The following is an 18,449-nucleotide window of genomic DNA, read 5'->3' on the forward strand; positions in this document are numbered from 1 at the left end:
ACAGCAAGCAGATAGAGCCTTCGGCCCACCGGGGGGACAAGCGCTTCTGCTATTCTGGCATCCATCACGGGATCCCGATTATTTCAGGAGCACAGCATGGTGGCCCAGGTGATTACCATCGATCACCCTCTGGTGCAGCACAAGCTCAGCCTCATGCGCCGTGTTGAAACTACAACCGCCGACTTCCGAGCGCTGATGCGGGAGATCAGCCTCTTGATGGCCTACGAGGTGACCCGCGATCTGCCCCTCAAGCTACAGCCCATTCAAACCCCGATGGCCCCAATGTTGGCGCCGATGTTGGCGGCAGAGAAAAAGTTGGTGCTTGTCTCCATCCTGCGGGCCGGCCAAGGGCTCCTCGACGGCATGCTGGAGCTGATCCCATCAGCACGGGTGGGGCATATCGGCCTATATCGGGATCCCCATACCCTGATCCCCATCGAGTACTACTTCAAGGTGCCCACCGATATCGAAGATCGTGAGGTGCTGGTGGTGGATCCGATGTTGGCCACCGGCCATTCGGCAGCAGCGGCTGTAGCGCGCCTACGCCAAACCCGACCCCAGTCGATCCGCTTCATCTGCCTGGTGGCCGCCCCAGAAGGGATCCGGTATTTCCACGAACAGAACCCAGATGTGCCAATCTATACCGCTGCTGTAGACGATGGCCTAGACGAGCACGGCTACATCCTCCCCGGCCTAGGAGATGCAGGGGATCGCCTGTTCGGCACCCGCTGATGGGAGAGTGCCATGCCTACAGCACCCTATGTTGCTGCGCCACACTGAACGGGAACTGCACCGCTGTCGCGATTAGGAAGTTGGGTTGGGCGCCAACAACTGTTCCCCCCTCAACATGCGGGCAGCAGCGCTGAGCAGCTCCTCTTCCAGATAGGGCTTGGTGAAGTAGGCAGTTGCTCCCAGCTCCCGTGCTGTTTGCCGGTGCCGTTCTGCCCCCCGCGAGGTGAGCATGGCAACCGGGAGATGCTTGAAGTTGCTGTCTTCCCGCAGGCGGGTGAGCAGTTCTAGGCCGTCCATCCGCGGCATCTCGATGTCGCAGAAGATGAGGTCGCAGGGCAGGCCGCCGCGCAGCTTTTCCCAGGCATCCTGGCCATCCCGCGCCTGTTCCACCCGGTAGCCCACCTTCTGGAAAGACATCGAGAGCAGCTCCCGAACGGTGATCGAGTCGTCCACGATCAGCACCGTGGTCTGACGCACCTCTTCCGGGGTCGGCTCCTCATCCCGGTGATCCAGCCAGAAGCGGTTGAGATCCCGACGGCGACCGTGGGCTATGTCCACCAGCTCGATGATGTCGGCAATCGGCAGCACCCGCCCGTTCCCCAACACCGTTGCCCCAGAAATGCCCGGCGGCTTGGGCACAGGCCCGCGCAGTTGCTTGATCACGATTTCCTGCTCTTCCACGAAGCTGTCCACCTGCAGGGCAACATACTGGCCGGCACTTTGCAGGATGACAATGGGAATGATGCCCTCATCCTGAGTGATGCTGTACACCTCAGAACGGCTGCGGCTGTGGCTGCGGCTGTAGGCCAGCAGATTCGAGAGGGGCTGGAAGGGAAGGCGCTGATCCCGCCAGAGAATCGAGGGCCGCCCCTGCTCATCCGGCTGAACTTCGTCGGCAGGAACATCCAGCATCTCCTCCACGCCATCCAGGGGGAAGGCGATCAGGGCTTTGTCGCTGACACACACCATGGCCTTGGAGATGCTCAGGGTGAGGGGGAGGCGGATGGTGAAGGTGGTTCCTTTGCCCCGCACAGAATCCACTTGGATACTGCCGCGCAGATCGGTGATGTTGCGGCGCACCACATCCAAGCCAACCCCCCGCCCGGCCAGATCGTCCACCTCGCTGGCCTCGCGAACGCTGAAGCCGGGGTGGAAGAGAACGTTGAACACTTCGTCTTCGTCGGCTTGCTCCGACAGCAGCCCCAGCCTTTGGGCCTTGGCCTTGACCTTCTCCACCGGGATCCCGGCGCCATCGTCCGAGACGATGATGATGGTTTGGTTGCCCTGATAGAAGGCCTTGACGGTGATCTTGCCCTCAGGGGGCTTGCCCGCCCGCCGCCGCTCCTCAGGGGTCTCGATCCCGTGTACCAGGGCGTTGTTCACCAAGTGGGTCATGGGGTCATAGAGCTCCTCCAGGATGGCCTTGTCGATGAGCGTGTCACGGCCTTCCACCACCAGGCTGGCCTGCTTGCCCGTTTTGATGGAGAGATCCCGAATGGCGCGGGGCAACCGATCGGCAACTTGCGAGAAGGGCACCATGCGCGCCCGGTTCAGGCCCTCTTGCAGTTGGGTGGTTACCTGCCGGAATTGGCGGGTGATCTGCTCGGCCTCATCCACGGCAAACTCGATGTCGGAGGAGGACTCGCGCACCCGCACGATGAGCTCAATGATCTCCTGGGCCAGAGCGTGGAAGGCCGTAAACTGATCCATCTCCAGCTTGTCGAACTCTTGGCCGGAGGAATGACTCCGCCTTCCTCGGCTGGACCCCTCCCCATTTCGACCGAAGCCCACCGTTACCGTGCCGCCATAGGCTGAGCTGCTGCGGCTGGAGAACAAAGCCGATTCCAGCAAGGAGCGGTCATACTGATCCCGCATGCGCTGGCCCAGATCCCCTAGCTGTTGCACACGGCCCAACAGGCCATCCAGAAACTGGCGCAGACGGGTTTGGTTTTGCTCCATGCTGTTGCGGATGACCACCAACTCTCCCACCAGGTTGTTGATGGAGTCGAGGTGGCGCACCTCCACCCGCATCACAGGGTTGCTGAGGGCAGCAGTTCGCCGTGAAGTCGGCCCAGTTGCCGCCGGAGCGGGAGCAGCAACAGATGGTGAAGGTGTAGGAGCAGCGGCAGGTGCTTGGGCAGGAACCTCGAGATCGCCCAGGAGTGATTCCAGCTGGGCTGCAAAGTCGTCAGCAGCCTCGCCGCTCGCGGCTGCAGGGGATCCCACAAGGGGGGCGATAGCCTTTTCTAGCTCAGGGGTTACCGCCGGCTCGGCAGCGTCGAAGAGGGCGGCCAAATCGTCCAAACGGGGAGCCGGAGCAGCTTCCAGCGCCTCTTCCTCTGGGGTCTCGGCCTCGCCAACAGGAACGGCTAAGGATTCATCCTCTGCAAACAGGCTGGCCAACTGGCTTTCCAGATCGTCCTCCGCAGGCTGGAGGGCATTTTCTTCCTCCAGTGCGGCAACCGGCGGCTCTGGCTCAGACACGGGCACTTCCGCCAGGCTGCTCGCTTGCAAAGCTTCTGTGTCCTCCAGGAAGGTGGCAAGATCCAAGGGGGGTTCTTCTTGGGGCGCTTCCCCTTCTGCAAAGAACTGGCTCAACTCATCCAGATCCACCTGGCTGTCGCTATCCATGGCCGAGAGGGATCCCCTGGCCCCCAGGCTCAGTTCTTCTGGGTCGGATTCCTGGGTGAATAGGGCATCGAGACGGTCGAAGGAGAGCTCGGGGGAAGGGGCGACTGCCTCCTCAGCCGTGGGTTGCAGGTCTGCGAAAGACTCCTCCTGGACCGGGAACAGATCCTCCAGAAGCGCCCACTCCTGGGCTTCTGCTGTGTCCCCGGCTGCTGATTGGGTCAGGGGGATGGAGTCCCCATCGGACGCCTCCTCGAGGGTCTCGCCGGCGAAGAGATCCCCTAGGCTCAGCTCGGCTCCGAAGTCTGGAATTGGCGATTCCCTCGGCTCATTGGCCATGTCGGGCGACGTGGGGAAGGGTTCGCCGATAAAGAGATCCCCCAGTTGCTCAGCTTCGGCAGCATCAGCCTCAGCGATGTCCAGGGATGGGCCAAAAGAGGGATCCAAAAATACGGAAGGTTCACTTGCTTCCGGCATCGACCAAGCCGGATCGGCTTCTGCCGCAGGGGTGGAAAAAAAGCTCTCCAGGCTGTCTTCGGCAGTATCGAAGGCAGCAGAGCCGGCGAACTCTGAGGATCCCACCTCGTCGGATCCCGACTCTGCCAGATAATCTGCTGGGATGGAAAAATCCTCCGGCTGGATATCCGCGGAAAATTCAGCCCAGAGATCTGCTGCGATTTCCCCATCCTCAAGGGCTTCCTGAAGGGGTGGGGACGGTTCAGCCGCCCAAGGATCGGCCTCCGGCTCACCAGCGGGAACGGCCTCCAAGTCCGGAAGCTGAGACCCTTCCTGCCGGAAAGCACTCTCTACGGGAAGTTCCTCCAGCTCAAATAGGGCCTCTACCCCGGCACTTGCGGCTTCGTCTGGGACAAAGCCGGATCCCTCGCCCATTTCCGCAGCAACGCTCTGGGCAGTCGGCTCCTGTTCAGCATCCCAGGCAGGCTCAGCAGAGACAAACCCCTCTGCCCCTTCACCCACCACTTCGGCAAACAGCTCCGCCAGATCGGCCTCAGCTCTCTCCTCATCCAACCTTGGGCTCAGATCCTCAAAGGTCTGCAAGAGGGGCTCAGGAGAGGAGGGGATCAGCTCCGTTGGGAACTCTTCGATATCGGATAGCGCTTCTGCGTTGGCAAACAGCTCGTCAAAGGCTGAGGTGGCTTCTTCCTCCAGATCCAAGGGAGTGGCATAGAGCTCCGCTCCGCTAACGCGACCGAAGTCGTCCGCAACAGAGGCCAAGTCAGCTCCCTGCCCGTCCTCTTCTGGGCTTTCTGCCGGCACGGCAGCTGTCCTCCAGTCTTCCTCCCAAGCCGCTTCGGCTCGGATCCCTGGCCAACTCAGATCCAGATCCCCCTCTTCCGCGGGAGCAGATCGGTGCTCTGAATCTGTTCCCGCCAGCGGGACGGAGTCCTCAGCAGTGCCCACTTCCCATAGGGATGAGGGCTGTTCCGCCGCCAGATCTCCGCTTGCCTCTGCGCTCTCCTGCTCCGGCGACAGGGCAGCTCCGGGCTCATCCTCTTGAAAGGATGTCTCGGCGAGGGCTACCGCTTCCCAGCTCAGATCGGGGGTAGCGCCTTCCTCCGCAGGGATCCCAGCAGCCACAGCCCAATCCTCCGAGGCACCCTCCTCGGGTTGGGGGAACAGCGGCTCTGCCTCAGACTCCCAAGCCAGACCAAGCTCGAAGGGCTCAGGGACTTCTGGCTCTTCAGGGGCTGCCGGAACAGGGCGGAAAGCCAGCAGCTCAGCCGAGGGCTGAATGGTGTTTGCCGCTCCATTGGCCAGAGCCTGGTGGGCTTGCTTCAGATCTCGCAGCACCGGCAGGGCCAACTGCCGCAAATCCTGGCTGGGATCCGCCAAAATCTCGCCCACCAAGCGGGTCAAGTCTGTCCAGCCTCCCAGTTCCAGAGCCGAAGATTGCCCCAAATCCTGCAAAGATTGGGCCAGAGCTTGCAGAGCCGGTCGAGTGGCCGGGTCGTCAGGACGTTTGAACAGCTCCAGCATCTGGCGCAGCAGGGCCGGGATCTGCTGATGCACCACCACCTCAAGGGGATCCGGCGGGGCAGGAGGGGCGGCAGGGCGAGCCAATTGTTGCAGTTCTGAAGAAGGGGCAACCTGTTCGGCCTTGCCGTCTAGGATGAGCTGCTGTCCCTGCTTCAAATCCCGCAAGGCAACCAAAGCCAAAGTTCGCAGGTCGGCATCGGGGTTGCCCAGGGCTTGCTCGAAGGTTTCCGTCAACTGTTGCCAGCCCGCCAGATGATGGACTTGCCCGATCTCCTTGAGAACGGCGTTCGCCGCCACCAAACGCTCTCGGACATCTGCCTGATCCCGTTGTTTAAACAGCTCCAGCATCTGGCGCAACTGCTGCGGCACCACCTCCGCCATGTCCTGCTGCAGGGTGCGAACCGCCGGCGGCGAGACGGGAGCTGAGACAGGGCCCTCGCCGAGAAGATTTTGAATGTGCCTTTCGGTCTCTTGAAAAACCGGCTCCAATTCCGCCAGGGTGGTGTTGCTGACTTCCTGGGTGAGGCCGCGGGGGCTCTGCAGCTCCTCCAACAACATCGAAAGCCCATCAAAAGCCCGCAGCAGCAGGGTTTCCAGGTGCTGATCGACAGGCACTCCGCCTGGACGGGAGCGAAAGATGTTGAAAAAATCTTCCATGCGGTGGGCCGTCCGTTGGATGCTGGTGAGGCCCAGCATGGCAGCTCCCCCCTTGATGGAGTGAGCAGCTCGAAACAGCTCGTTGATCAGCTCGGGATCGCTCATACTGTCCCGCAAGCTGAGGAGCACTTGTTCAATCGTTGCCAAGTGGTCGCGGGCTTCTTCGATGAAATAACTGAGGATCCGCTTTTGTGCTTCTTCATTCATGGCAGGAGGCCCTTCCTACAGCCCACAGGTATGCATCAGTAATAGCAGACCGGACAGATTGAGGCTCGCCTGAGCGAAGAGTCCGGCCAAAAGTCGGAACAGGGGGATCCCAGTGGCATTTGCTAAGGATCGATAACGTCTCCTGCATGGGGATCCTTGTCCCTAGAATGCCCTCAAAACAGCAGATTTGCTCATTCATCCCCAACCCGGAAGCGACCGACAGAAGTTTGCAACTCGCGGGCGATGCTCACCAACTGTTGGAGCGAAGCTGCCACCTTCTGCGCCTCCTTAGAGGTCTCGTTGGCGGTCAACTCCACCGATTGCATCACCTGCGCCACAGAGCGAGAGGTTTCCGTTTGTTGCACGGTGGCCTGAAAGATCGCCCGCACCAACTCGTCGATCCGGCGACTGACCTCGATAATCTCGTCCAGGCTGTTCTTGGCCTGCTCGGCCCGCCGCGTCCCCTCGATCACCAGTTGGGTGCCTTCTTCCATAGCCGTCATCACGTTGCCGGTTTCCGATTGAATCTGCAACACGATCTGCTCGATCTCCTTCGAGGCTTTGGCAGCTCGGTCGGCCAGTTGTCGCACCTCATCGGCCACGATGGCAAAGCCCCGTCCCGATTCCCCGGCTCGTGCCGCCTCGATGCTGGCGTTGAGGGCAAGCAGGTTGGTGCGCGAGGCAATTTGAGAGATCAAAGCCACAATTTTGGAAATTTCCTGCGAGGATTCCGCCAATCGCTTCACTTTGCGGGTGGTTTCTGCCACGGTTTCGCGAATTTCCAGGATGCCACTTACCGTGCGATCCACAGCTTCTTCACCCCGAGCGGCTGCTTCTGTGGCTTGGGCAGTCACGTTGGCCGCTTCGCGGGCGTTGCTGGCCACCTCTTGAATGGAGTCCGTCATCTCCTGAATGGAGTTGAGGGAGTTGGAAATCTCCTCCGCCTGGCGCAAGGCGTCGGCAGAGAGGCTGCGGGCAAAGTCCTCGTTCTGCAAGGCGGCATCGTTCACGGCGGCGGCGGCCCGCTTCACCTGGCTGACAATGTCTCGCAGACTGCGAATGGTCAGGTTAAAGGAGTCGGCCACAGCCCCCAGCACGTCGGCAGTCACCTCTGCCCGCACCGTCAGGTCTCCACGGGCAGCCCCTTCCACGTCGTCCAGCAGGCGAATCACCTGGCGCTGTAGGTCTTCCTTAGCTTGCCCTTGCTCGGCAGCCCGCTGGCTCAGTTCGGCGAAGTTGGCTTCAAGGGCAGCCGCCATCTGGTTAAAGCTGTCGGCCAAGCGCCCCAGCTCATCGTGGGTGTTGGCTGTGGCTCGTACTGAATAATTCCCCTGGGCCAAGGCGGCAAAGTGGCCGGCCAGCTCTTGGGCGGTGGAGCGAATTTGTTTGGCACTGCTGGCCCCGAGGATAACCCCTGCTCCTGTGCCGATCAGCCCGCCTCCAATCACCCCGGCAATCAAGCGAGCTCCCCCATTGGCCGGGATCCCAAGGCCAATCGCCAAGCCGGCAGCCAAACTCACAGCTCCTTGGATAAGCGCTATGGCCAATTGCCGATCCCCAATCGGTCGGTTGGCGATCCCAGCAGAGGTTCTTGCCCCTTGTTCACCTACACTGGGAATAGGGAGGGAGGCCGTGGGCAGCAGAACTTGGGCCGCTCCGCTACCGGTCTCCGCCATTGGGCTCATCCCCCCGGTCGCCCCCTCATCTGGGCGGAAGGCACCCACCGGCTCACCGCCATCCATGCCGGCAAGTTCGCGATCCAGGCTGTCTAGCTCGTCAAGATCGAAAAGACCAGGGCTGGGACTGGCAGTATCTTCGTCGGGAGCGGGGATCGGCTCACTCATGGGGGCAGCCAATTCGGTCGGCAGGCCTTCTTCCAGGGATCCCCCTTCCTCTTCCTCAAAACCGGGCAGGGAGAAGCCCATCTCATCGGGAAAATCGGCATCGCCGGCCAACTGCGTAATGGAGTCGGAGTCGCCTTCTAGGGCTTCCAGATGCTCTCGATCGAACTCGTTGAGGAAGGCAAAGTCATCTTCGACCACCGGATCGGTTTGAGGCCCGCCCTCTTCCGAGCCTACCCGTCGCGAGGTGGCCGGTGGTGTTACCCGAGAATGGGTTGGCATCGGGTAAGATGAACCCAATGGATCAGCTCCCGGCATTTGCAGGCCGGTCTCAAAGGGATCCCCAAATCTCTCTTCTCCCATGAAGACTTCGCCATCGCCGCTAAGGCTGTCCGCCTCCAGCGGAAACGGATCTTGAGCGAAGGGATCCGCCTCCTCTTCCCCCATCTCCTCGAACTGCAAGAAGGGATCGGGAGCAGAGAAAGCCTCTTCCGAAAAGGCATCCGACCCAGGTGCAAACTCATCTGGAGAGCGAAACTCGTCCGCTTCTGGGGAATCGGGAAGATCCGCCAGCTCCGGTGCCATTTGCAACAGCTCTTCTAGACCCTTCCGGGCCGACTCCAGCTCATCGGGATCACTGGCTGTTTGTAAAATGGTGTTGTAGGTTTGGCGAGCTTCCAACAACTGCCCAGCTTGTTTTTGTGCTAAAGCCAGCAGCAGCTTGACAGCAGTATCTTGCGGTTCAGCAGCGGCCACTTGGTTGAACAACCGCACCGCCCGGACGTAGTCTCCCTGCCAAAAGGCGGCCATCGCATCGGTGTAGTCTCTCTGACTGTTCGCGCTCGGAACCATGGATCCTCCCTTCACTGCTTGCCTACCTCTGTTCACGCGTCAACACAGATGCAAACGGAACGCCCCCAACACCTCAAAACCCCATGGATGCAGGCTATCCCCCCTTTTCCACATTCAGTCAAGCAAGAGTGGGCCTTTCTGCCGCCGTCTCAGGGCTTACCCTCAACAGCCTCGACACGCATCGGTAGGGGATAGATTTGGTCCAACTTTCCCCATTGTGGCTGGAGTTAGCTTGGATCTTTGATAGGAACTATACACTTTCCTCTCGCCGAACTCACAGGGGGCCGCTTGTCAACCCCAACGATTGGATCGCAGGATGGCCGACTGATCCAGCAATGGCAAGCGCGATCCCGTTCCGGGCACCACCCATTCCCCTCGCAAAAAAGGAGCCATGGACTCAGGAGCCGTGAGGGCAGGCCGCACCAATTCAGTCTTCAGCCACTCCATGCCTACAATTAAATCCACAGCCAAGCCCATGAGCAAATCCTGTTGATCCATCACGGCCACCACAGGAATCTCGGCTCGGTCGATGTTCAGGGGCGGGCTGATCCCCAAAAATTGCCCCAGGTCTGCAACCCAGATGATCTCGCCCCGCAAATTCAGCGTGCCCAGCAAAACTGGGGCCACATTGGGCATGGGGGTGATTTTCTCTGGGCCAATGCTCATCACCTCCACAACCGATACCGCTGGCAGCGCAAATTCCTCCCCGGTGGCAATCTTGAACTTTAGGAATAGCTCACCTTCGGGAGCCTCCATCTCCCGCAACTCTTGGGTCTCATCCCCCATCAATAAATCCAGATCCCCCAGCATGATGCTCCCCCGCATGGATAGTCTTGTGGACTGTTGATCCCGCCCCCCTCCCTGCTTAAAACGCAGAGTCGTTCTCAGGACCTACCGAAAGGCGTGGAAGCAGAAGGGGCAGCTCTCAGCCTCTCAGTAATTGCTTAATCGTACCCACCAGTTCCTGGGGCTGGAAAGGCTTGGCAATGTAGGCATCCGCTCCCTGGCGGATCCCCCAGTAGCGGTCAAATTCTTCGCCCTTGGAAGAACACATGACGATGGGCGTTTTTTGGGTGAGAGGGTCGGCCTTGAGAAGACGGCACACCTCATAGCCGTTCATGCGCGGCATGACGATGTCCAGCACGATCAGGTCGGGTTTGTTTTGCTTCACCGCCTCTACGGCCTCCACCCCGTCTTCCACAGTCATCACCTCGAAGCCGTTTTCCTGCAGCAGCTTGCTGATCATCTCCCGCTGGGATTGGCTATCTTCCACCACCAAAACGCGACTCATTTCCGATTCATCTCCCGCAATTGATGTTTGATGGTCGCCAGGAGCTCTTGGGGCTTAAAGGGCTTGGTTACATAGGCATCCGCCTGGTTGCGCCTGGCCCACTCGATATCAAAGGTCTGGTCTTTGGTGGAACACATGACGATGCGAATGTGTTTGGTACTTTCATCCCCCTTCACTTCCCGGCATACCTCGTAGCCGTTCATGCGCGGCATGACAATATCCAGCACCACCACATCAGGCTTCTGCTGGCGAATGCACTCCATTGCCTCTACGCCGTCTGTTGCTGTGGAGACTTCCAAACCGTTCTCGGAAAGCAAGCTGGAAATGGTCTCCAGGTAGGTACGGCTGTCATCCACCACCAGCACTTTGCTCATCGCCGTCTTGCTCCTTTTGCACTCCCGCGCAACCGTCGGGCTGCTTTGACTGAGATTTCGCCTTCTAACCTCACCCGGCTCCATGGCTCCAAGTCAGCCATGCTACCCCTATTGTTTCGGTGAGGCCACTCTTCTGTCCAGTACCCCGCCCACAGTCTTCTGTGCCAACATTTTGGCTACCCCAACGCCTATTCGCCACCGCCCCGTTTGGGGGGAGGGCCCACGTAGGATTCGACAATGGTCAACAACTCCTTTTCCGCAAAGGGTTTGCTCAAAAATTCGTTCGCTCCGGCCATGCGGGCCTTAATCCGATCGGTGAAGCCATCCTTGCCGGTCAGCATGATCATGGGGGTTTCGCGAAACTGGCTGGATTTGCGCAACATGGCGCACAGCTCATACCCATCCAATTTGGGCATGGCCACATCACAGAGGATCATATCTGGGTTGAGGAGAAACACCTGTCCCAAGGCTTTGAGAGGATTGCCGATGGTGGTGACCTGGTAGCCCTCGTTTTGCAGGATGAACTCTACGGTTTTTTGGATGGCCATGGAGTCGTCGATGCAAAGGATGTGGCTGGGCTTATCGCTGGGTTTGAGGGGACGGCTGGGCTTGGGCTCCGCGATCAAGACGGGCTCGGACAGTTGAATGGCCCCTTGGCGGACGTAGGGATAGATGGCCTTGGCCACTGTGAGGGTGTCTCGACCCAGGTAGCGACCCATCTGGCGAATGCTGGTTTTGCCGTCTGACCACTCGCTCAGGGCTTTGAAGACGGGGGCGGGCAGGTTTTGCTGGAGCGGCAGGGGGTTGACAATGGTGGGAGCTTGGTTGGGAGCTTGGATGTAGGGGTGCAGCTTTTTCCACTCCTGCACTTGGGCTACGATCTCGGTGAGCAGGGGGGTAACGGGGAAGGTGGTCAACTGGGGGGCCAGGGGGGATCCGGCCTCAAAAATGAAGGAGCCGTGGTGGAGGCTAAGCAGGTCGAAGAGGACTTCCCGCACCATGCCCAGCAGGATTTGCTTGCCTTGGTTGGGGTTGAGCTTGTGGCTTTCCAGCAAAGACCAGAGGCGGTTGTATTCGGGGGCGTTGACCGCGGCTTTGTGGGGAATTTGAATTTCCTCCAGGGCGGCTTCCAGCTTGAAGCGGTGCAGATAGTCTCTGAGGCGGGCAATGTTCCCTTCGGTTTCAGAGGCGTAGATAATCCGCCCATTCAGGAAGAAGACAAACCAGTAGACAGAGGGGCTGGCCTCTACAAAAAGCTCACCGGTGCGCTGGCCCAGCTCGATGAGCTGAAGGATGCTGCGGATATCGATCTCTTGTAGTTTTCCTTGCATGGGATCCCTGCCTGCAGTCCAGCAAGATACGTCCATTATGACGCTAGTCTTTAACTGTTGCTGCCCCGCCGGTAAGGCCATTTTCGGGAAGAGGGTTAAAGTTTAAAAAAGTTGGGGTTTGACTTGGGCCGAGCGCCTGCATTCCCCGAGGTATCTCTGGACTCCAGCAGACCCTCCCAATTAGAGCAGAATGGAGAGAACTGCCACCAGTAAACCTGTTCTTTGAGTAACCTATGCTGCCAATTCTCACCTCTTGGGTGCTTGGCCCACTGTTGGCGCTCTACACCCTCCTGTTTGTGCTGCGCATCTTTCTGTCGTGGTATCCACAACTGGATACTTCCCGGTTGCCCTACTCGCTGGTGGTCGGCCTGACGGAGTTTCTGTTACGCCCGACCCGTCGCCTGATCCCGCCTCTGGGAGGTGTGGACATGGCCCCTGTGGTTTGGGTGGGCCTGGTTACCCTGTTGCGGGAGGTGTTGCTGGGGCAGCAGGGGCTGCTGACAATGGCCCTGCACTGAGAGCGTTTTTGCCAACCATCTCTCATCGACTCTGCAAAATTGGGATCCGCTCGCCGAGGCTCTGGAAAGGCTGGCCCTCGGCGCCTTCTCGGAGCTCCTCCTGTCTCTGTCGCAGTTGCCGGATCAGCTCCGGCACCACCTGGTAGAGATCCCCGACAATGCCGTAGTGGGCAAATTTGAAGATAGGAGCGGCGCTGTCTTTGTTGATGGCAATGATCGTCTGAGATTTGTCCATGCCCACGCGATGTTGAATGGCCCCAGAAATGCCGCAGGCGATGTAGAGCTGGGGGCGGACGGTCTTGCCGGTTTGGCCCACCTGGTGGGCATAGGGGATCCACCCAGAATCCACGGCCTTGCGGGAGGAGCCGACAGCGCTGTTGGGAAAACAAGCGGCCAACTCCTTCAACAGCTCAAATCCCTCTGGGGATCCCAGCCCGTAGCCGCCGGAAACGATCACCTTGGCGCGGGTGAGATCTACCGCCTGGGACAGGTTGCGCACCGTTTCCACAATCTGCAGGCGCAGATCGCCGGGATCCAAGTTGACCGGCACCGGGATCACTTCCCCCTGGCGGGATCTGTCCCAGGGCAGGGGCACCATCACCCCTGGGCGCACCGTGGCCATTTGCGGGTTTTTCCAGGGGCCAAGGATGCGAGCCTTGAGAGATTCGCCGAAGCTGGGCCGGATGGCATAAAGGCAGTCGGGGAAGAGGCCGGACTTGCTGGGATCTTTGCTGTTGGTGTACTCGAAGGGGCCAATGTCCAGCTCGGTGCAGTCAGCGGTCAGGCCGGTCTCCAGGTGGGCGGCCAAGCGGGGGGCCAGATCTCGCCCGGTGGTGGTGGATCCCAGCAGGATGGTGTGGGGTGGTTGGGGCCAGCTTTTGATCAAGTCTGTGATCACCCGGCGGTAGGGCAGGGTGCGGTATTCGGCCAACTCGGGGTGATCGGCAATGAAGACTTGATCTGCCCCGTGGCCGATCAGAATTGGGGGCAAGTGGGCAATGTTGTATCCAAGCACAAGAGCGCTCAAGGTGGCTCCCAGCTTATCGGCCAGCCGCCGCCCGGCCCCCAACAACTCTAAGCCGATGGGCTGCAATTCCCCGTTCACCTGCTCGGCGAAGACCACTATCCGCTTGCGATCCATAAAACTGTGACTCCTAGGTTGAGATCGGGATTGAATCGGGTTGGGGTTGCGACGATGTCAGCAGAGTCCTTCTGGGTCAACTTTTCACCGCAGCCAGATGGCCTGGGGTCGATGATCAGACAGTGATGATTGAGGGGCGATGGGGGGCCGGTGGGACGCAAGATGTAAAGATCTAGGAGGTTGCGGCGTAGCGGGAGAGGTCAACGGCCTGGGTCAGTTGGTTGACCAGTTGGGGGACGGGTTGTCCCTGAAAGACCTGACAGTTGCCGCCAATTTCCCCCACTTTTTCGGTGGCAGCCACGATGGTTGGGGATCCCTTGAGACCGCAGCGCTCCGGGTCTGCCCCCACATCGTCCAAGTTGAGGATCTGGATTGCCTCGGCCCGTGCCATTTCATCCCGCATCAGCCGCTGCACCCGCTGCACACCCCGTAGAGTGGGGTAGGCCAAACGCCGAGCGGAATTGGCCACCGTAATCAAAACCGGCAGGGGCACCATTACGATTTGGGATCCCCCTTCGATGGCCCGCCGCGCCACCAGGATCCCATCCCGAATCTCGAAGGCTTCGCAATAGGTGACCTGAGGGATCCCCAACCGCTCCGCCAACTGCGGCCCCACCTGGGCCGTATCGCCGTCGGTGGTCTGGAGCCCGCAGAAGATCACATCGGGCCGGCCAGCATAGCGAACCGTCTGGGCCAGAGTATAGGCAGTGGCTAGGGTATCGGAAGCGGCCAAGCGGCGGTCGGTCATCAAAATACCCCGATCCACCCCGTGGGCAATGGCCTCGTAGAGCACCTCAATGGCCGGGGGTGGCCCCATTGTAATTGCCGTTACTCTCGCCCCGTGTTGCCGTTTGGTTTGCAGAGCTGCTTCCAGTGCATAGCGATCAAAAGGGTTTAACATCCGCTTGGCCTTGGCGCGATCGATCGTGCCGTCACTGTTGATGCCGGCCTTGGCGTTTTGATCGGGAACTTGCTTAATCAGAACAAAAGTTTCCAAGGGCCTAAACTCCCTAGTGATCCCCTCCAGGTTAAAAGGGATCCCTGGGCGCCACACACTTATTCAGCTTTTTTTCGGGATCGGAAAAGCCACCCCGGCATTAAGCCCTCATAAGCTGCCTTTCCCAGCACATTGGTTTCCCAAGTTTAAGTAACCTTAAACAAAGTTTGAGATATTTCCTCACTGCTCTGGGTCGCTTGCGGTTCTCCCCTCAAGAGAAATTTGGGCTCCCTCCTGTGAACAGGACAAGCTTTGGGAATATCTCGCTTGGATGACAGAGCCAATCGCGACAGCGGGCCGTAGGCCTTTGAGCTACGTCTCTCACCGGTCATCGAGAAAAGTTGACCAGCTGGCAGGAAGGGCTAGCTGTCTGCAAAAGTCAACAGACAGAGGCCTCAAAGTTGGTACCGGATCATCCAGATCAGCCGATCATCCGCTCGGATTTTGGGGGAAGCAGGCTGTTGTCAAACACTTTCTTCAAAGGGGGCTTGCTAGACAAGCCAAAGCCATCCACCACCTGAGCAATTGAGGTTTCCATACGCGCGGGCACCACATCCCCCAAGCCAATTTCTCGCACCTCATCGGTAACAAACAGGCGCGGCATTGCCAGGGCGAGGCGCAATTTCTCAGTTGCCGTATCCAGCACTTGTCCGTCGGCCTTGGCTTTGTCCAGAAGGGCCAACATATTGCCATCGGTATCACGAATAGTGTCTTGCCAACCCTTAACATACGCCCGCAAAAAAGCTTTGAGCTGCTCCGGTTTTTCCTGCAGCAATTGCACACGAGTGATGAGCGCATTGCCGTACAGCTCAAGGCCATAGTCGTTGTAAAGGAAAGCCGTGATGTCCTCCAAGCTGACGCCGCCCCGCACCAGATTGGGCATGGCTGAGGTCATAAAGCCGCTGATGGCATCCACCCGACCTTGGATGAGGAAAGGTTCGCGCAACTGCGGCTCCATAGTTACCCACTCCACCGAGCCCGGATCGATGCCGACTTGCTTGGCAAAGACCGGCCAGAGCCGACGCGGCGCATCCCCTGCCGGTGCTCCTAGCTTCTTGCCCGCCAGTTGGGCCGGCTCCCCAATGCCCTTATCTTTCAAGGTGTAGATGCCAAAGGGAGAGCGATTGAAGTGGACATAGATCGCTACCAAGGGCACGTCCGGATTTTTGGCATTGAACTCGATCATGGAGTAGGGATCCCCTTCCCCCAGGTCGTACTGGCCAGCGGCAATCTTGGTGATGGAATCGGCGGAGCCATAGCCGCGCTCGTAGGTGACCTCCAGCCCCTCTTCGGCGAAGTAGCCCTTCAAGATCGCCGTTACAAGGGGGGTATCCATCGAAGAGGGCAACCAAGAGAGGGTAAACTTCAGGGGCGTCAGTCCCTGGGAAACCAGAAGCGGCCCGCGGCTCTGAGCCCTCGCCTTTAGCCCTCCAACGGCAACCCAAGAGGCAGCCGCAGCAGCAGATTGAAGGAATTGACGACGCGACGATTTCGGGATGGACATACTAGTAAACTCCACAGCAGCTGTCTCAGCAGAAATCCGCAAGCGGGAAGGCGAGCATTACCGCCAAACAACTTAGCAAAGCAGAGTTAAACTTTTGTATTCGGTGATACTTTGTACCCAAAAGCTTGGCCTAAAGCTCTGTCCCGTCAATTTGTCAGAGCCATCTTCGCAAAGCAGGCGAGCAAAAGCAAAGTTTGGCTAAAGTTTGGCTGGAGGAGCATCTATTCTTTTGTCAGATTTTGTCAGAGCCGGTTGGCTGTCGATATGATGATGCTTTTACTGCCCCAGGCATTCCTGGAACCTCTCTCGACGTCTGCCGACACGAACAGCCATGGCCACTCAACCCGTATCCACCTCGCTGATTCGGTTTCTCACCGCCGCCGTAGCCGAGAGCATTCGACGGGCCTCAGAGGCGGGGCAACTGGGATCCCTGGCCCCCCAGCAAGCCACAGCGATTGCCCCCGTGATCCAGATCCCCAGCGACCCTCGCTACGGCGATTACGCCTGTCCCACCCCCCTGGGCATGGCCAAGCTCTGCCGCCTAGCACCGGCCCAGATCGCCCAAACCCTGCAAAAACACTTGGATCTGCCGGACATCGAAACTCAGGTGGCGGGAGGAGGGTATCTCAACTTCCGGCTGGGGGATCCCTTTTTGGCCAAGCGCTTGCAAGAGCTGCTGCATCTGGGAGAAAACTTCGGCAAAACAGCCATTCCCCATCCTGAGCGCATTCTGCTGGAGTTTGTCTCCGCCAACCCGACGGGGCCTTTGCACGTCGGCCATGGGCGCTGGGCTGCCGTTGGCTCTACGTTGGCCAACTTGCTGCACTGGACGGGCCACCAGGTGGAGCGGGAGTTTTACATCAACGATGCCGGCAACCAGATGCGGCTCTTGGGCCAGTCTCTGGAGGTGCGGGTGCGGCAACTGCAGGGGGAAGAGGTGGCTCTGCCCGAAGATGCCTACCATGGCAGTTACTTGGTCGATATTGCCCGGCGGCTGTTGGGTCAGGTCAAGGCCGGGATCCGCCCTCTGCCCACCACCCTAGAGGAGTACACCGATTTTGCCTATGGGGAAATGCTGGCCTGGCAAAAGCAGACCCTGCAACAACTACGCACCGAGTTTGATCACTGGTTTAGCGAGCGCCGCCTGCACACCCCCGATCCCCAGACAGGCCTGAGCGCCATCCAGCAAGCTTTGCAGGAGCTGCAAGAGCGCGGCTTTCTCTACAAAGCCAAAGCGCCGCGGGGTGAGGATCCCAAGCCAGGGGCCGAAGAGGCCGTCTATTTCAAAACCCAAGAATTTGGCGACGACAAGGATCGGGTGGTGCAAAAGGCCGATGGTTCGTTCACTTATCTAGCCGCCGATATTGCCTACCACCGGGATAAAGTGCAGCGGGGATATCACCGGCTGATCAACATTCTTGGCTCGGATCACCATGGCTATATCGGCCGCTTAAAGGCGGCGGTGGGTGCCTTCAGCCCAGATGTCAAGCTGGAAATCTTGATTGGACAATTTGTCAAATTGTTCAAAACCGACCCGCAAACCGGTGAGAAAACCGAAGTGCGCATGTCCAAGCGCACCGGCAACTTTGTCTCACTCAATGACCTGATCGAAGATCCAGAAATTGGCGTGGGGGTCGATGCAGCCCGCTGGTTTTTGCTTAGCAGCAGCATGGACAGCCCCATCAACTTCGATTTGGATTTGGCCGTCAAGCAAACTTTCGATAACCCAGTCGTGTATGTTCACTACAGCCATGCCCGCTGTTGCACTCTGCTGCGGCGGCTACAGGAAGAAGAAAAGGTTGAACTGACCAACAAAGTCCCTTTGACGGAGCAACAAAAACTGCCCTACAAAGAGCCAGAAGAGCGGGCCCTGCTGCTGCGCTTGTTGGCCTTGCCGGATGAGCTGATCGCCGCTGCCGAAGAGCGCGCTCCCCACAAGATCATCCGCTATGCAGAAGCCATCGCCGCCGATTTCAACAAGTTTTACGACAACTGCCGTATTTTGCCGCTCTTGAAAGAGGATCCCCTTTTGGCCCAAGCCCGCATCCAATTGGTGCAGGCCACGCAGCAGGTTTTGTTTAACGTCCTCACCGGCATTCTCGGCCTGAGCGCGCCGGAGTCTATGTGATTTACGAAGGAGTGCCGTAAGGCCCCCAGCTCACGCTCTGGGCGGAAGCCAGCTATAGCGGTCGCGAGTAGGTCAATTGCAATAAACCGTTCCACAACGCATAGTCATTTATCTCACCGTCAAGGTGAAACAAACGACCGGTTGCTTCCTGCTAAGGCCTCTGGCCCGCTAGCGCGATCAGTTGAAATAGATGGTAATAAAAACCACGACTGCTATCAGCCCCTTTGATTCCGGTAACGCCGATCCCCGT

General features: G+C 59.1%; 12 protein-coding genes. 3 read left to right on the plus strand and 9 right to left on the minus strand.

The window, feature by feature from the left end; genetic code table 11:
• The first annotated feature begins 96 nt into the window (after window positions 1–96).
• On the plus strand, window positions 97–732 hold the full coding sequence (upp, locus tag ACVWZF_RS00780; protein ID WP_414329961.1) for a uracil phosphoribosyltransferase: 636 nt from the start codon (window positions 97–99) through the stop codon (window positions 730–732).
• A 72-nt stretch (window positions 733–804) separates the two neighbouring features.
• On the opposite strand, the gene ACVWZF_RS00785 is transcribed toward upp, so the two are convergent.
• The 6 genes from ACVWZF_RS00785 to ACVWZF_RS00810 all read right to left on the minus strand — a co-directional run bounded on the left by ACVWZF_RS00785 (window position 805) and on the right by ACVWZF_RS00810 (window position 11,911).
• The gene (locus ACVWZF_RS00785) at window positions 805–6,222 is read right to left on the minus strand and encodes a response regulator (RefSeq protein ID WP_011433528.1); all 5,418 of its coding nucleotides are present in this window, start codon (window positions 6,220–6,222) and stop codon (window positions 805–807) included.
• 191 nt (window positions 6,223–6,413) lie between these two features.
• On the minus strand, window positions 6,414–8,915 hold the full coding sequence (locus tag ACVWZF_RS00790) for a methyl-accepting chemotaxis protein (protein WP_457410588.1): 2,502 nt from the start codon (window positions 8,913–8,915) through the stop codon (window positions 6,414–6,416).
• 291 nt (window positions 8,916–9,206) lie between these two features.
• The gene (locus ACVWZF_RS00795; protein WP_011433530.1) at window positions 9,207–9,725 is read right to left on the minus strand and encodes a CheW domain-containing protein; all 519 of its coding nucleotides are present in this window, start codon (window positions 9,723–9,725) and stop codon (window positions 9,207–9,209) included.
• A 115-nt stretch (window positions 9,726–9,840) separates the two neighbouring features.
• Window positions 9,841–10,206, minus strand: a complete 366-nt coding sequence (locus ACVWZF_RS00800) for a response regulator transcription factor (protein WP_011433531.1) — start codon at window positions 10,204–10,206, stop codon at window positions 9,841–9,843.
• Window positions 10,203–10,580, minus strand: a complete 378-nt coding sequence (locus ACVWZF_RS00805; protein ID WP_011433532.1) for a response regulator — start codon at window positions 10,578–10,580, stop codon at window positions 10,203–10,205. Before ACVWZF_RS00805 ends, ACVWZF_RS00800 begins: the two co-directional genes overlap by 4 nt.
• Before the next feature lie 188 nt (window positions 10,581–10,768).
• Window positions 10,769–11,911: a response regulator gene (locus tag ACVWZF_RS00810; RefSeq protein WP_011433533.1), complete on the minus strand. Its 1,143-nt coding sequence runs from the start codon at window positions 11,909–11,911 to the stop codon at window positions 10,769–10,771.
• Between the two features lie 233 nt (window positions 11,912–12,144).
• Between ACVWZF_RS00810 and ACVWZF_RS00815 the strand changes: the two genes are divergently transcribed.
• Window positions 12,145–12,429 (plus strand): YggT family protein, encoded by a 285-nt coding sequence (locus ACVWZF_RS00815; RefSeq protein WP_011433534.1) that lies wholly within the window; start codon window positions 12,145–12,147, stop codon window positions 12,427–12,429.
• Window positions 12,430–12,451: 22 nt separating this feature from the next.
• On the opposite strand, the gene ACVWZF_RS00820 is transcribed toward ACVWZF_RS00815, so the two are convergent.
• From ACVWZF_RS00820 to ACVWZF_RS00830, 3 genes are all read right to left on the minus strand, one after another.
• Entirely contained in the window at window positions 12,452–13,570 is a 1,119-nt protein-coding gene (locus ACVWZF_RS00820; protein WP_011433535.1) for an electron transfer flavoprotein subunit alpha/FixB family protein, read from the minus strand.
• Window positions 13,571–13,742: 172 nt separating this feature from the next.
• Window positions 13,743–14,567: an electron transfer flavoprotein subunit beta/FixA family protein gene (locus ACVWZF_RS00825; RefSeq protein WP_457410589.1), complete on the minus strand. Its 825-nt coding sequence runs from the start codon at window positions 14,565–14,567 to the stop codon at window positions 13,743–13,745.
• A 421-nt stretch (window positions 14,568–14,988) separates the two neighbouring features.
• Window positions 14,989–16,071 (minus strand): ABC transporter substrate-binding protein, encoded by a 1,083-nt coding sequence (locus ACVWZF_RS00830; protein ID WP_457410590.1) that lies wholly within the window; start codon window positions 16,069–16,071, stop codon window positions 14,989–14,991.
• A 331-nt stretch (window positions 16,072–16,402) separates the two neighbouring features.
• Between ACVWZF_RS00830 and argS the strand changes: the two genes are divergently transcribed.
• Entirely contained in the window at window positions 16,403–18,199 is a 1,797-nt protein-coding gene (gene argS / locus ACVWZF_RS00835) for an arginine--tRNA ligase (RefSeq protein WP_011433538.1), read from the plus strand.
• Window positions 18,200–18,449 lie beyond the last annotated feature (250 nt).

Source organism: Thermostichus sp. OS-CIW-30, from assembly GCF_054060215.1.